Below are 15,215 nucleotides of genomic sequence, written 5' to 3'. Positions count from 1 at the left end.
TCCCTCCCTAAAAAACCAGTAGTACTGATTTTTACTGAGGATTTTGTTCAGTAGTGCAGCTTGTCGAACCGGCTTGTGACACGCGGAAACGTGCCTATAACTTCAAGCTGTCAGCGCGCTCCCGGGCGCGTCGACTCCTCGGGGGTTCGGTGCATTTGCGCAATCAGGGCGACGTTTACGGTGCCCACGTTTCGCACGTCTGACACATTCACATTCATCTAGTAGACGCGATAGCCGATGTCCCGACACCTGAAGAACCCGCGGCACTCCGCGGGTCGAGCCGACGTTCGGCGCGGGTTCGGGGCGGTCGTGATCGCCCTCGTCGGTGCGCTCGTCGTGGGCGCCTGGGGAGTCGCCCCTGTAGCCGCCGAAGTCTCGCCGACCCCTGAGGCGACAGAATCGATCGGCTCTCCCGATGGTCCGGACACAACCGCCGAGGAGACACCGGCGCCTGCGAATCCCGTCCCATCGGCGGATCCCACGGAAGAACCGGCCGCACCTGTCGAGGAACCGGTGCCCGGCCCGGACGAACCCGGCGATTCCGTCGCACCTTCGACGGACACACCGGATCCGGCCGCGGAGCCGACCGATCCCGGCCTGCAGGACGAACCGACGGCATCCGAACCCGCCCCGGAATCCGACCGGGCGCCGCCCGAGACGGCTCGGGCCGGGGGCGATTTCGGCACCCTCGCCGCGGGAATCCCGGAGGCACCGCGGCAGGTGTGGATCGAGGCCTTCGAGCAAGGTCTCACCAACACGGCCAGCGGAATAGCCGCATATTCCGGCGGCCGGTACACGGCATCGACCGGATGGGCGAACGGAACCGCCTGCACGGGCGTGCTCGTCAACTACCTCTCGCCCTACCCGAACCCCGCTTTCTGCCCCACCCAACCGCTGCTCGTCGTCGGCCAGTCGTCGGTGGCCGCACGGGAGATCCGCAGGGTGGCCGACGTGCTCGGCCAGGTCGCGGCAGGCGTGGCCGGATCGACGTCGGCCTCGTCTCCCACCAACGGTTCGACGACCGGCACCGCCGGGAGCCAGGGCAACCACGCGCTGGTCTCCCTTCCCTACGGCACGGTCGCCGGGGGTACGACGGTCCTCACCTCGGCCACGGGGATAGGCGTGACCGCGCCGGCATCGCGGTACTACGCGCTTCGGATGAACGCCGTCGGCGCCCAGTGCGGAACGAATAACGCGTCGCTCTCGCTGAACCTGGTGTCGGGTGGCACGACTCTCCTGACGGGATTCGCAAGCCCCGTCGTTCCCTGCACGGCGACAGGAAACGTGTTCTACACGTCTCCTGCCCAGCCCGGCCTTCCCACTCTCGGGGGCGTCCTCGATCCGGCGTTGTCGGCCTCGGTGCGGGCTGCCAACTACTCCGGCACGAACACCGCTCTGCTCTCGCCGGCGCAGATCGCCGCCGCGCAGGTGCAGCTCGTGAACACCGTCACCGGTGCGGGCAGCGGATTCGGGGTCGACAACCTGCGTGTGATCGAGGTCACCCCCGCACTCGATGCGAGCTTCGGTGGCGCGGCGGCCACGGCCACCGTCCCCACCACGCTCACGTTCACGATCACCAACACCGGCGAGCTGCTCGCGAAGACCGACTGGGGGTTCGCCACGGCTCTCCCCGCCGGCCTGACGGTGGCTCCGACGCCCGCGGTCGCGGGCTCCTGCACGAACGTCGCCGGAACCGCCTTCGCCGTGACGGCAGCGGCAGGCTCCTCCACGGTGACCGCCTCTGGAGGCGACCTCGCAGCAGGCACCGCCTCCTGCACGATCACTGTCGACGTGGTCGCCTCCGGGGCAGGAACGTACAGCAGCGGCACCGTCACGCCGACAGGACTCATCGCGTCGGCACCGGCGAGCATCACCGTGGCGGCCGCCACGACGATTACCGTGCGCAAGAACCTGCCCGCGCGCACCGCGGCGGCCGACCAGTTCACGGTGTCTCTGCGAACCGGAACCAGCGTTCTCGCGTCGGCCACGACATCCGGCACCGCCACCGGCATTCAGGCGGCCCAGGTCAGCCGCTACGTCGTGCAGCCCGGCAGCACCTACACAGTGCACGAAGCCCAAACATCGGGAGCCGGCATCGGCTACTCCAATGGATACGAGTGCACACGGGGTGGCACCGTGATCGGATCTGGCTCCGGGGCGTCGGGCGCGATCACTGTTCCGAACGAGGTGGGCGCCGAGGTGATCTGCACGTTCACCAACACTGTGCAGACTCCGCGGCTCTTCTGCGACACGAACCACTTTTACTCCATCACCGCCGCAGGTGCCCTGCAGCAGGGAGACATCGTCTCGGGAACGCTCGCGCAGGTCGGTTCGTGGACAGGAGCCACCGCGAGCAATGCACTCGGCATCGGCGCGGGCGGAACGGTCGCGTACGCCATCGAGCGCTCCGCCGACGCCACCGACGTGGCATCCATTCTCAAATGGACCCCGGGATCGGGATTTCAGACGCTGGCCAACAGCTCGTACACGACGGTCGCGGGCGGCACCGCGATCACGGGAAGCCTCGTGGCCGGTGCCGTCGACCTGTCGGGGAGCCGCTACCTGTTCGGCACCTTCCTGAACAGCCAGTTCTACATCTGGAGCTTCACCGAGTCGAACCCGACCGCCACACGTTTCGCGTTCCTCGGGTCGTTCCCCACGGGGGCGGCGCCCAACGGCAACGGCGACATGGCGTTCGACGCCCGCGGCAACCTCTACGTGGTCGGCGCCTCGACCGTTAACGGAGCGAGCAGCGCTGCCATCTACACCGTCACGGCCGAGACGCTCGCGGCCGCGTCGGGCGGCACACTCGCGGTCAATACGTCTGCGACTCGCGCCCTGACGGGCACCGACGCTGCCTTCGCCAACGTCAACGGCATCGCCTTCTCCCCCCGGGGCACCGCCTACCTCGCCAACGCGGGCAGCGCCTACGAATTCGATGCCACGACGTGGAACCGCGTGAGCGGCACGGCACGCGTCCCCGTCGACTCGGTCGACCTCGCCGGCTGCTCCTCTCCGTCGACGATCACCCTGCAGAAGAACATCGTCGGGCGCCAGGCGGCGAGCGACCAGTTCCAGCTGACCGCCTCCGCCGGAACCCCCCTGACCGCCTTCGCCACGTCGACGACGACCGGGGCGACCCTCGGCCGGCAGACCGCCCAGATCGGTCCGTTCCCCGCTCCCATCGGCAGCACGGTCACGGTCTCCGAGGCCATGGCCGCGGGATCCGCCTCTGCGATCGCGGCCTACACGACCATCTACGAGTGCTGGGCCGACGGGGTGCGACTCAGCTCCGGAAACACGACGACCGGCGCCGTCACGATGCCCACGAGGCTCAGCGTCAACGTCAACTGCACCTACTTCAACTCTCCTCGTCCGGCGTCGACCGTGCGCATCACCAAGACGATCCAGGAGTTCTCCGGCCTCTCCCGGCCCGGGGTGGACTGGACGGTGGGCACGACCGCGACGGCCACCACCGGAACCGCGACGGCCCTGCCGAGCGAGGCTCCCCGACAGCAGACGGATGCCGCGGGCCAGGCGAGTTGGACCGTGCTGTTCGGCTCCGACGCATCTCGCGCGACGGTGACCGTCTCTGAAGTTCAGCAGACGGGATTCGCCTTCGTCAGCGGCTCGTGCACGGTGAACGGCACGGCGCGCGCCGTCGCCTTCACCCAGACGGGAACCGTCGTGAGCGGCAGCCTCACGGGCATAGCCTCCGCGTCTGCCATCGAGTGCACCATCGTGAACCGCCCCACGGCGAGCCTCACGTTGGTGAAGACGGTGGGTTATGGCAGCGCCCTGCCGACAGATTGGACCCTCAGCGCGACGGGCCCCACCGGAGCGCTGCCAGGCCCCACCGGCCGCTCGGGCACCACGGCAGCATCCGGTGTCTCGGTGACTCCCGGCGTGGCGTACCGACTCGCCGAATCGGGCGGGCCGCTGACCTATGTGCAGACGGGCGCGTGGCAGTGCCGCACGGCCACGGGGGCGACGGTGGCGGTCAGCGCCGCCGGCGATGTGACGCCCGTCGCAGGCGCCGCCGTCACGTGCACCGTGGGCAACTCGACGTCATCCATCACCCTGGTCAAGCAGGTCCTGAGCCCGAGAACCGGATTCCAGGCCTCCGATTGGCGAGTGACCGCGACGCCGGCGGCGATCGCCGGGGGGACGCTGCCGACCGAGACCAGGGCAGGCGCCGAGTACAGCACCTCGGGCAACACCGCCAGCACCTTCGACGTGCGACCGGGCCACGGCTACACCCTCTCGGAGGCCGCCACAGATCCGAACCGGCGGCTGGCGTACCAGGAGCTCCGTCTCGAGCGCCTGACCGGGTCGACGTGGACCGCCGTCACCTCACGAACCATCCTCGCCCCCGCGGCAGGCGAGACGGCGGTCTACCGCTTCGTCAACGCCCCCGTGGAACCCACCCGGCTGCCCCTCACGGGTGGCACGAGCGCCGATGCGTTCCTCATCGGAGGAGGAGCCGTGCTCACAGCGGCATTCGCCCTCCTGGTGTGGACACAGCGTCGAAGGTTGCGAGGCGCCTTCCGGTGATGCACCTACCGATCCGTCCGTCCCGAAGTCCCTGCCCATCACGATCCCGATATTTCTCACGCACCACTCTCATCATCCACAAGGAGTAATAATGTCCAGTCCCTTCCTCCGGAGGCTCTCCGCGGCCGCCGGCGTCCTCGCGCTGAGCGCCGCGGCGGCGTTCGTCTCCGTCGCTCCGGCTCAAGCCGTCACACTCCCGGGCAACATCGACCCGGCCATCCCACGCACGCTGACGATCCACAAGTTCGCACTCGGACCGGAGAACGGCCAGCAGATCGGAACGGGCCAGGAGGTCTCCGTTCCGGGCACGCCCCTCTCGGGTGCGACCTTCACCGCCGCCCGGGTTCAGGGTGTCGACCTCACGACGCCCGAGGGGTGGACGCAGGTCTCCAACCTCACGCCGGCGACGGCTGCCGGCCGAGTGATCGCTGCCGACACGTTCACCGCCACCACCGGCACCGACGGCGTGGCGCGCTTCAACTCGGGCGACACCCTGCCCCTCGGTCTCTACCTGGTGACCGAGACGGAACTGCCCGCCGAGGCGACCAACCCGTCGGCACCGTTCCTGGTGACGCTGCCATTCCCCACCGGCCCCGGCGGCGCACCGGCGAACCAGTGGGTCTACGACGTGCACGTCTACCCCAAGAACGCCGTCACCGATCTCACGAAGACCCGGGTTCCCGCGCCGGCGAACTCGGTCGAGGCGCGCAACCCCGACCTCATCCGCTGGGCGATCGCCTCGGACGTTCCCACACTGGCCGCGGGTGACACGCTCGACACCTTCACCCTGACCGATACGCTGCCGGCCGAATTGAACTACCTGCCGACCGGCCCGACCGGTGTCGCACCCTCCGGCGTGACCATCGCCAACGCGGCGGGAATCGCAGTGAACTTCGTCGCGGGCACCGACTACACGCTCGTCTACGACGCGATCACTCGCAATGTCACCCTCACCTTCACACCGACCGGCCTCACTCGCCTCTCAGGTCTGCAGGGCGGCGATGTGACCCTCACCGTGCTCAGCCGCGCGGTGGCGATCCCTGCGAACGGCATCATCACCAACACGGCGACGAGCGTCGTGAACGGAGCCACCGACACGGTCACCGGCAGCACTCCCATCGGCCAGCTCACCGTCTTCTCATTCCAGAGCGAGAACGGCGTGCGCACGCCCCTGGCGGGAGCCGTCTACCAGGTGTTCCTTAACCAGAACGATGCCAATCTCGGTCAGAACCCTGTCAGCATCAACGGCATCCTGAACTGGACTACCGAGGCGAACGGAATCGTCGCGATCCCGATCATCACTCCGGGCAACTACTACGTGCGTGAGATCACGCCGCCGGCCGGATACCAGCTGCCGACGCCGAGCCAGGTTCAGACGCAGGTCGTCGCCGGTCCGAGTTCGACAACGGCGCCGGTGCAGAACTACGTCGAGTTCGAGCACGACCAGGTTCCGGCCTTCGCGCTGCCGCTCACCGGTGGTGATGGCGCGCTGTGGTTCAGTGTCGGCGGAATCGCGATCCTCGCCGTCGCCCTGGGCTCGGCCGTGGCCGTGTCGCGTCGTCGTGCCGCCGTCGTGGCGCACCCCGCCGCGTAATCTGACACCGTGAAGACACAGGCGGAGCGTCCCCCGGGCGCTCCGCCTGTTCTCGTTTCACGCTGGCGCCTGCCCGTGCTGCCGCTGGTGATCGCGGTGGCGAGCATGGTCGGCGTCGGCCTTCTGCTGTATCCGTCGATCGCGGCCTGGTTCAGTTCGGTCGAGCAGTCGCAGAAGATCGACGGGCTCACGCAGGGAATCACCGACCTCGGCGCCGAGACCCTGCGGGAGAGGCTCGCGGAGGCCCGCGCCTACAATCAGACCCTCACCGGCGGTGGCGCGGCGGTCGCTGCGAATGAGCGACTTCCGCTCGCGAACGATCCTCGCACCGGAGACACCGCCCAGTACTTCTCGATGCTACGAGGAGACTCGGAGGGCCTCATGGCACGCCTCAAGGTTCCCTCGATCGGTGTCGATCTTCCGATCTACCACGGCACGAGCGAGGCGGTGCTCGAACACGGTGTCGGTCACCTCGAAGGAACGGCCCTGCCGGTGGGAGGCGAATCGACCCACTCGGTGCTCACCGGCCACAGGGGGCTCGCCACCTCGGAGCTCTTCACGCATCTGGATCGAGTCTCGGTCGGCGACACGTTCACGGTCGAGGTGTTCGGTGATGTGCTCACCTACCGGGTGATCGAGACTCTCGTCGTCGAGCCCGACGACACGGAGAGCCTGCTCATCCGCCCCGGTCGTGACCTGCTCACCCTCGTCACGTGTACGCCTCTCGGCATCAACAGCCACCGCATCCTGGTCACAGGCGAGCAGGTCATTCCGACCCCGCAGTCCGACATCGACGCCGCCGGAGACTCACCAGACGTACCCGGGTTCCCGTGGTGGATGCTCGTGGCCGGCGGCACGGTCGTACTCGCCGTCACGTACGTCTGGCTTTCAGGCCGGCCGCCGCGGGCGCTGCGATCGCACGCGTCTACGAACCGAGGCGGCCCGACAGACGCGAGTGGAGCGCCGAGCTCCGCCCATCCAGACCTTCGAACCTGACCGTCACGCCGTGTTGACGGTACTTGTTCTCGACCGAGTCGAGTGCGGCCACCGTCGACGCGTCCCAGATCTGCGCCGCACCGAAGTCGATCGTCACGTTCGGCGGATCGATCGCGTACGAGAAGCGCTCGACCAGATCGTTGCTGCTGCCGAAGAAGAGCGGACCGTGCACGGTGTAGCGCGCCGACGCTCCATCGTCCGCGACGACGCGGTCGACCCGGATGACATGGGCCACCCGACGCGCGAACAGCACCATCGCGAGCACCACACCCACGAGCACGCCGAGCGCGAGGTTGCCTGTCGCAACGACGACCACGACGGTGACGACCATCACGATGGTCTCGGGCACCGGCATCCGGCGCAACGTCGCCGGGCGAAGGCTGTGCCAGTCGACCGTGGTGATCGCCACGATCATCATGACCGCGGCGAGCGCCACCATGGGGATCTGCGCCATGAGGTCACTCAGCAGGGTCACGAGGGCGAGAAGCACAAGACCGGCGACGAAGGTCGAGATGCGGGTGCGCGCGCGACCCATCTTGACGTTCACGACGGTCTGGCCGATCATCGCGCATCCGGCGATTCCGCCGTAGAAGCCGGCGAGGATGTTGGCGACCCCGAGCGCCCACGACTCGCGGCTCTTGTGCGAGCGGGTCTCGGTGATGTCGTCGACGAGCTTCGCGGTGAGGAGGGTCTCCATGAGCCCCACGAAGGCGACACTCAACGCCGTGGGCCAGATGAGCTGCAGCGTCTCGAGATTCACAGGAGCGAGGAACGGCGTGATGCCGGGCAGAGCCCCGCCGATCTCGCCCTCGTCGCCCACGTTGGGAACGTTCAGATGCGCGATCATCACGATCGCCGTGACGACGACGATGGCCACCAGAGGCGCGGGCACCGCGGTCGTGAAGCGCGGCAGGATCAGGATGATCGCGACCGTGAGGGCGAACAGCGGATAGACCAGCCACGGCACGCCCAGAAGATGCGGCACCTGGGCCACGAAGATCAGAATGCCGAGCGCGTTGACGAAGCCGATCATGACGGAGCGAGGGATGAACCTCATGAGCCTGGCCAGACCGAGCGCACCGAAGGCGATCTGCACGATGCCCGCCAAGATGATCGCCGGCAGCAGGTACTCGACGCCGTGATCCTTCACCAGGGGCGCCACCACCAACGCCACCGATCCGGCGGCGGCGGTGACCATCGCGGGCCGCCCGCCGAGGATCGACATGGTGATGGCGAGAACGATGGATGCGACGAGACTCACCTTGGGATCGACACCGGCGATCACCGAGAACGAGATGACCTCGGGGATCAGGGCCAGCGTCGTGACGATGCCGGCGAGCACCTCGCGGCTGAGGAGTCGCGGGGAGCGAAGCGCGTCGAGCGTCGTGACTTCGAGCTGAGGGGCGGTGGATCCGGGGAGCGCAGGCACCGGAACAGCCTACGTCGACGGTCGCCGACGAATTGCTGGTACTGCCGCTATCGGTAGTGCTACTATCAGCAGGTGCTCATCTCCCAGGTCTCCCAGCTCTCCGGCGCCCCCGCGGCCACCATCAAGTACTACGTGCGCGCCGGGCTCCTTCCCGCCGGCACCCGAAGCGGCGAGAACCGCACCAGCTATGACGAATCGCACGTCGATCGGCTCCGGCTCATCCGGGCCATGCTCGAGGTAGGCAAGCTGTCGGTGAGTTCGGCTGCCGCGGTGCTCGCGGCCCTCGACGACTCGTCGAAGCCGATCGCCGAGACCTTCGAGGTTGCCCAGAACGCGCTCGCCCGCGACGCCGTGGCCGACGTGAGCGAGCCGTCAGACGAGAGCATCGCGCGCGCCGACGCCGTGATCGACCGCGCCGGATGGGCGAACTGCGGCGACAATGTGGGGCGACGCATCGTCGCTCAGACCATCGACGGCTTCGCGAAGGCCGGGCATCACATGAGCGACGAGTATCTCGATCGCTACGCGGCGGCCGCCGACATCGTGGCAGCGGCCGACCTCGACGCCGTCGGCGCGATCGCCGACCCCTCCGAGCGCACCGAGCTCATGGTCGTGGGCACCGTGCTCGGCGACCCCCTCTCCCTCGGCCTGCGGCGCATCGCCCAGGCTCACCGAACCTCCGAACGGAACCTGTGATGTTGTCTCTGAAACGCGCCTACGCCTGGCATCGGCCGCTGATGGCGGTGGCCGCGCTGATGGTGCTGTGCGCCGCAGTGTGTCTCGTCGGCGTCGTCGTCGACCCACGGCAGGTGGGCGGTGCCGACACGTGGCTGAAGCCCCTGAAGTTCTCGCTGTCGATCCTTCTCTATAGCCTCACCTGGGCCTGGCTCATCGCGCACCTGACACGGTTCAGAAAAGCGGCGCACACCGCCGGCACCGTGATAGCAGTGGCCGTGGCCGTCGAGCAGCTCGCGATCGTCGGCGCGGCCGCATCGGCCACGACGAGTCACTTCAACGTCTCCACCCCTTTCGCCACCGCACTCTGGGGTGTCATGGCCGTGTCGATCACGATCCTCTACGTGGCGACGTTCGTCACCACGGTGATGCTGTTCTGGATGCCGCTGCCCACCGTCTCGCTGACCGTGGCCGTTCGCACCGGCGCGGCTATCGCGCTCGTCGGCCTCGGCCTCGCGTTCCTGATGACGGGTCCGACCGCCCAGCAGCTCGACGACTATCAAGGCATCGTGGGAGCGCACACCGTGGGCATCGCAGACGGCGGGCCCGGTCTTCCTCTTCTCGGATGGAGCACCGTGGCCGGCGACCTCCGCATCCCGCACTTCGTCGGAATGCACGCACTCCAGCTGTTGCCGCTGTTCGCGATCATCCTCGGCGCGCTGGCCGGGCGCATCCGGCTTCTCGCCGACGATCGCGTGCGTACCCGGCTGGTGGTCGTGGCCGCGGCCGCCTTCGCGGCGACGCTCGCCGTGCTGACGGCACAGGCACTGATCGGCCAATCGATCGTGCGGCCGCAGGGCGGGATCCTGATCGCCGGATGGGGCGTCGCTATCGCAGCCGGCCTCGCCGCCGTTGTCATCCTCGTCGCCGCCGCGCGGCATCCGCTGCAGAGCGAAAGGCGGCCCGACGATGAGCAGACGCCGATCGCCGAGAAGACAGAGAAGGTGCGCTCATGACCCGGCTTCGTCGCGATTGGAGCACCGCCTCCGTGGTCTACCTCGTTCTGGCCGTGGTCGGACTGGTCGGAACCTGGGCCTTCAACATCACCGCCATCGTCGAGGAGCGCGACTTTCTCGGAGAGTGGTTCGGCAGCGGGCCGTCGGTAGGCTCGCTCGGCGTCGACCTCGCAGTCGTGGCGGTCGCCGCGATCGTGCTGATGGTCGCCGAGGCTCGGAGGCTGCGCATGCGGGGCATCGTGATCTACATCGTGCTCGTCCCCCTGGTCGCGCTCGCGTTCGCGTTTCCGCTCTTTCTCTGCGCACGCGAGCGCGAGCTGACCCGTCAGCGGGCGACCGAGCACTGAGACTCAGCCGTTGGGCAGGATCACCGCGCGACCCCGAATGGAGCCCTCGTGCAGGCGCTCGTAGGCCGCGGGGCCTTCGTCGAGGCCGAACGTCTCGATCTCGACCGAGATCTGGCCCGCCCGAGCCATGTCGAGCACCTCGATGAGTTCGGCGCGCGAACCCCAGTAGGGCGTGCGCACGGCGGCATCGTAGGCGATTGCGCCGAAGCCGACCGGCAGCATCCCGCCGCCGATGCCCACGATGGTGACGTCGCCCTCGATGGCGACCGATGCGCCGGCGATCTCGACGGTCGGCTGCACGCCGACGAAGTCGAAGACGGCGTTCGCGCCGAGGCCTCCGGTGAGATCTTTGATCGCAGCGACGGCGTTCTTGTCGCTGAGTATCGCGTGGTGAGCGCCGACCTTCTTCGCGAGCTCCAGCTTCTCGTCGTTCACGTCGAGCGCGATCACCGTCGCGCCCGACAGCGCGCGCAGAATCTGGATGCCGACATGGCCGAGCCCGCCCGTTCCGATGACGACGGCGAAGGTTCCCGCGCCGAGCTTCGGAAGCGATCGCTTGATCGCGTGATACGGAGTCAGACCGGCGTCGGTCAGCGAGACGTTCTTCACGGGATCGAGGTCGCCGAGTGGCACCAGGTGGCGCGGGTCGTCGATGAGCATGTACTCGGCCATGGAGCCCGGGGCTCCGAGCCCGGGAGGCATGATGCCCTCGGCCTGCGCGTTGGTGCAGTAGTTCTCTTTGCCCTCGGAGCAGTTATGGCAGCGGCCGCAGCCCCACGGACCGTAGACGGCGACCGCGTCGCCGACCGAGAGATGCTCGACGCCCTCGCCGAGCTCGTGAACGATACCCGCGCCCTCGTGACCGAGAGTGAGCGGGAGTCCGTAGGTGTACTGGTCTTCGGGCAGGCCCATGACGAACTCGTCGGAGTGGCAGACTCCGGCCGCGGTGACCTTCAACAGAACCTGGCCGGGACCGGGAGTGGGGATCGGAATATCGACGACCTCGGGGGCCTTGCCGATGGTCGTGTACTGGAGAGCCTTCATTGATCTGACCAATCCGCGGGCGGCGAGATGTCCTGATTGCGGTAAACCGTCCGCTGCTTCTACGGTACCTCCTAAACCGACAACTGTCTGATTGCGTTTGCCACCAGAGTCGAATGTTCGCAAGGGTCACCCTGAAGATCCGAGTCCTGTGGTTTCGTAGTCGCGTGACCTCAGCACAATCAGCAGCACAATCCGCCGCACAACCCTCAGCACCCGCCCCGCTCATCGCCGAGACCGCCCGTCGCGTCTTCGGATGGCCGTCGTTGCGCGAGGGGCAGATCGACGCCGTGCAGGCACCGGTATCCGGCCAAGACGTGCTCGCAGTGATGCCCACCGGCTACGGAAAATCTGCCGTCTACCAGCTGGCGGGAACGCTGCTCGGGGGCGTGACCGTCGTGGTCTCGCCGCTCATCGCCCTGCAAGACGATCAGGTGCGCTCGCTCCAAGAGGTTCATCGGCGCACCGCTGTCGCCATCAACTCGTCGCTCTCCGAGAAAGAGACCGAACACGCGTGGTCCACGGTCGAAGCGGGCGAGCAGTGCTTCGTCTTCCTCTCGCCCGAGCAGCTCGCCAAACCCTCCGTCGTCTCACGCCTGGCAGCGCGTGGCGTCACCCTCTTCACCGTCGACGAGGCTCACTGCGTGTCGTCGTGGGGGCATGACTTCCGCCCCGATTACCTCGGGCTCGGCGAGGTCATCGAACAGCTCGGGCATCCTCCCGTGATCGCCCTCACCGCCACGGGCTCGGGCCCGGTGCGCACCGACATCGTCGAGCGCCTCGGGCTGCGAGAGGCCCTCGTGCTGGCCCGCGGCTTCGACCGGCCCAACATCAGACTCGAGGTCGTACGTCACGAGAGCGACGACGACAAGCGTCGTGCCGTCGTGCGGCAGGTCATAGATGCGACGGGTCCCGGCCTCGTGTACGTTGCGACCCGCGCAGACGCCGAACGGTACGCCGACGCCCTCCAGGCCGAGGGCATCGTGGCGGACGCCTATCACGCGGGGCTTCCCGACGCCCACCGGGAGGACGTGCACAACCGCTTCACCGACGGCACCCTCGACATCGTGGTGGCGACGAGCGCATTCGGCATGGGCATCGACAAATCCGACGTGCGTTTCGTGGTGCACGAGGCGGTGACCGACTCGATCGACAGCTACTACCAAGAGGTGGGGCGCGCTGGTCGCGACGGAGAAGAGTCGCTGGCGACGCTGCACTACCGTTCCGAAGACCTGGGCCTGCGCACCTTCTTCGCGTCGGGCGTGCCGTCGAAGGAGTCGATCGCTCGCGTCTATGCGGCCGTCAAGAAGACGCCCTCGATCTCCCTGACCGACCTCGCCGACGCACTCGAGTTGTCGCCGCGCACCTGCCGAGGCCTGGTCAATCTGCTCGAGGAGGCCGAGCTTCTCACCTCGACGGCCAGCGGTCTGACCGCCGTCGGCCGCCGCTCACCATCGACGGCAGCCCGCATCGCTGTGGAACGCGCAGAGGCGCAGCACCGTGTCGAGAAATCGCGGGTGCAGATGGTTCGGGGCTACGCGGAGACCCTCGAATGCCGCCGCATCTTTCTGCTGGGCTACTTCGGAGAAGACCTGCCGGATCCCTGCGGCAACTGCGACACGTGCACCTCGGGACTCGCCTACGAGGAGTTCGCCCGTGAAAACAGCGACGATGCGTCGCCGGTGTTCGTCGTCGACTCCCGCGTCACGCACAAGAAGTGGGGCACCGGGGTCGTGATGCGCGTCGAAGACGATCGCATCACCGTCTTCTTCGACGACGAGGGCTACAAGGTGCTCTCGGTCGAGGCGGTGCAGCAGAATCGACTGCTGACTGTGCTGCCCGCCTGACCGGAGCTCCTCCGACTCAGTTCTGAGCGGGGTCTTCGAGGTCTTTCTTCGCGCTGTCGGAGTCGCCGTCGGCCTGCTCGTCTTCTTCGATGTTGAAGTGCGACGCCTCGCCGTGACCCAGCGCGATTCCATCGTCGGAGTTGGGGATGGTTCCGTCTTCGCCGAGCTTCTCGCCCTCGGTGGGAATGCTGTCTGACATGCTGCTCCTTCATTTCGGTGACGAGCACCAGTCAAATGCGATCTGCCTGGCCGTGCCAGGGGCTGGCGCGTCGAGGTCGGACGTGCTTGCCTGGATGAGCCGTCGAAGACGGCGACGATTCGAGGTCGGGCACAGGCCCGCCAGATTGGACGAGATCATGAGCGACCAGCAGAGCGAGTTCGACAAGAAAGAGGTCGACGAGGGCGAACAGATCGTTCCGGGCGTCGAGACCGAGGGCGTAGCGGCCACCGAAGCCGTGTCGCACTCCTTCGGCGCGGTCGAAGAGCAGCTGCCGACCGATGGGGTGGGCGATGACGACCTCGACCTGCGCTCACCGGGAGCGGGATCGACCGAGGCCGACTAGCGAGACGACGCTCAGTCGTCGAGGTAGCGCTGCGTGCGCTCGAGGTAGTCCTCGAGGTAGCCGATGGCCAGACGCGTGCACTCGTCTATGAAGAACTGGTCACCCGTCGCGTCGGTCTCGAACGCCTTTGCCGTGAGGGTGTCGACGATCTCGATCACGACCTCGACATGCTTGAGCAGATCGGGCCGCTTGCGCGACACCTCGAAGCGCTCGAAGAACAGCTCTCCGAGCTGGTGGGCGAGCACCGTGCGATTGCTGTCGGTGTTGTCGATCAGGTTGCGATCGATGGCATCGCCCAGCCGCAGCCAGCGGAAACCCGGCTCCGTCTTATAGAGGGTGCAGTACGCCTTGATGACTCGACCGAGCAACTCCTGCCACTCGGCGTCTCTGCTCTCGAGAGCCTCCTGAGATGCCTGCATCAGGCGAGTGAGGTTTCGCGTGGCGAGGGCGGCGGCGATCGCTGTCATGCCGTCGAAGTAGCGATAGATCCCCGGGCCGGACATACCCACGCGCTTCGCGATGAGGGTCGGTGACACATTGCCATAGCCCGCTTCGTCGATCAGAGCGGCGGTCGCGTCGAGAATCGACTCGATCCGCTGGGCACTGCGATCCTGGCGCGGGCTTCGGCGCAGGGCTGCGCGCGCGACATCGACGGGTTCATGAGGCATAAGGCACAACACTACCGAGTTTTGCTTACCCCGAATCGGGGTCACGAAGCGAACATACAGCCCGTCTGCAGCCCCGCACTGTGGAGTTGAACTCTCGCTACTCTGCCGAAGCCGGATGCGCCACCCCCGGCCGGGTGTCGGACGTCCCCCGTAGCGTGGTGGGCATGTCAGACATTCAGAACAGCGACGCGGCCGTCGAGCCGGCAACACCTTCGATCACTCAGAACGACTCCCCTGCAGAAACGAGTACCGCAGGCGGCGAGGCCGAGACGCTGGGTGCGCCTCGACCCGATGGCGACGACTCATCCGCCGCCAAAGATCCCGAAGACTGGGTCACCGGCGACGAGCCGATGACCGGCCCGCAGAAGAGCTACCTCGACACGCTTGCGCGCGAGGCCGGCGAAGAGCTTCCCGCCACCCTCACCAAGGCCGAGGCTTCCGAGCACATCGACCGCCTGCAGAAGGTCACCGGCCGCGGCCAGTAG

The 15,215-nt window shown here is 67.5% G+C and carries 13 protein-coding genes; 9 read left to right on the top strand and 4 right to left on the bottom strand.

Annotated features, from left to right (window positions below):
* Nucleotides 1-237: 237 nt before the first annotated feature.
* The 3 genes from ASF79_RS16535 to ASF79_RS16525 all read left to right on the top strand — a co-directional run bounded on the left by ASF79_RS16535 (nt 238) and on the right by ASF79_RS16525 (nt 7,144).
* Complete coding sequence (locus ASF79_RS16535; RefSeq protein ID WP_055857141.1) at nt 238-4,554, top strand: beta strand repeat-containing protein; 4,317 nt, start codon at nt 238-240, stop codon at nt 4,552-4,554.
* Nucleotides 4,555-4,645: 91 nt separating this feature from the next.
* On the top strand, nt 4,646-6,148 hold the full coding sequence (locus tag ASF79_RS16530) for a SpaH/EbpB family LPXTG-anchored major pilin (protein ID WP_055857138.1): 1,503 nt from the start codon (nt 4,646-4,648) through the stop codon (nt 6,146-6,148).
* A gap of 9 nt (nt 6,149-6,157) precedes the next feature.
* The gene (locus ASF79_RS16525) at nt 6,158-7,144 is read left to right on the top strand and encodes a class C sortase (protein ID WP_235480648.1); all 987 of its coding nucleotides are present in this window, start codon (nt 6,158-6,160) and stop codon (nt 7,142-7,144) included.
* Here ASF79_RS16525 and ASF79_RS16520 read toward each other — a convergent pair.
* On the bottom strand, nt 7,074-8,573 hold the full coding sequence (locus ASF79_RS16520) for a SulP family inorganic anion transporter (RefSeq protein ID WP_055857135.1): 1,500 nt from the start codon (nt 8,571-8,573) through the stop codon (nt 7,074-7,076). The two genes, ASF79_RS16525 and ASF79_RS16520, sit on opposite strands and share 71 nt — an antisense overlap.
* Nucleotides 8,574-8,645: 72 nt before the next feature.
* Here ASF79_RS16520 and ASF79_RS16515 point away from each other — a divergent pair, with 72 nt between their 5' ends.
* The 3 genes from ASF79_RS16515 to ASF79_RS16505 are packed head-to-tail and all read left to right on the top strand — an operon-like array spanning nt 8,646 to nt 10,611.
* Nucleotides 8,646-9,269, top strand: a complete 624-nt coding sequence (locus ASF79_RS16515) for a MerR family transcriptional regulator (protein WP_055857133.1) — start codon at nt 8,646-8,648, stop codon at nt 9,267-9,269.
* A complete protein-coding gene (locus tag ASF79_RS16510; protein ID WP_235500805.1) occupies nt 9,269-10,264 on the top strand; it encodes a hypothetical protein in 996 nt (331 codons plus the stop codon). The genes ASF79_RS16515 and ASF79_RS16510 overlap by 1 nt, the downstream gene beginning before the upstream one ends.
* Complete coding sequence (locus tag ASF79_RS16505) at nt 10,261-10,611, top strand: DUF2834 domain-containing protein (RefSeq protein WP_055857130.1); 351 nt, start codon at nt 10,261-10,263, stop codon at nt 10,609-10,611. The genes ASF79_RS16510 and ASF79_RS16505 overlap by 4 nt, the downstream gene beginning before the upstream one ends.
* Nucleotides 10,612-10,614: 3 nt before the next feature.
* Here ASF79_RS16505 and ASF79_RS16500 read toward each other — a convergent pair whose 3' ends face one another.
* Nucleotides 10,615-11,655 (bottom strand): NAD(P)-dependent alcohol dehydrogenase, encoded by a 1,041-nt coding sequence (locus tag ASF79_RS16500; RefSeq protein ID WP_055857126.1) that lies wholly within the window; start codon nt 11,653-11,655, stop codon nt 10,615-10,617.
* A gap of 164 nt (nt 11,656-11,819) precedes the next feature.
* Here ASF79_RS16500 and ASF79_RS16495 point away from each other — a divergent pair, with 164 nt between their 5' ends.
* Nucleotides 11,820-13,499, top strand: a complete 1,680-nt coding sequence (locus ASF79_RS16495; RefSeq protein WP_235500804.1) for a RecQ family ATP-dependent DNA helicase — start codon at nt 11,820-11,822, stop codon at nt 13,497-13,499.
* 16 nt (nt 13,500-13,515) lie between these two features.
* On the opposite strand, the gene ASF79_RS16490 is transcribed toward ASF79_RS16495, so the two are convergent.
* Entirely contained in the window at nt 13,516-13,698 is a 183-nt protein-coding gene (locus ASF79_RS16490; RefSeq protein ID WP_055782239.1) for a hypothetical protein, read from the bottom strand.
* Between the two features lie 157 nt (nt 13,699-13,855).
* Here ASF79_RS16490 and ASF79_RS16485 point away from each other — a divergent pair, with 157 nt between their 5' ends.
* Entirely contained in the window at nt 13,856-14,062 is a 207-nt protein-coding gene (locus ASF79_RS16485; RefSeq protein ID WP_086462586.1) for a hypothetical protein, read from the top strand.
* An 11-nt stretch (nt 14,063-14,073) separates the two neighbouring features.
* On the opposite strand, the gene ASF79_RS16480 is transcribed toward ASF79_RS16485, so the two are convergent.
* A complete protein-coding gene (locus ASF79_RS16480) occupies nt 14,074-14,730 on the bottom strand; it encodes a TetR/AcrR family transcriptional regulator (protein WP_055857119.1) in 657 nt (218 codons plus the stop codon).
* A 164-nt stretch (nt 14,731-14,894) separates the two neighbouring features.
* On the opposite strand from ASF79_RS16480, the gene ASF79_RS16475 reads away from it, so the two are divergent.
* Complete coding sequence (locus ASF79_RS16475; RefSeq protein WP_082496015.1) at nt 14,895-15,215, top strand: DUF3072 domain-containing protein; 321 nt, start codon at nt 14,895-14,897, stop codon at nt 15,213-15,215.

Source organism: Agreia sp. Leaf335, from assembly GCF_001423605.1.
Classification (GTDB): Bacteria; Actinomycetota; Actinomycetes; order Actinomycetales; family Microbacteriaceae; genus Agreia.
The sequence above is the reverse complement of the archived record's forward strand: the minus strand, read 5'-3'. Positions and strand labels throughout refer to the sequence as shown.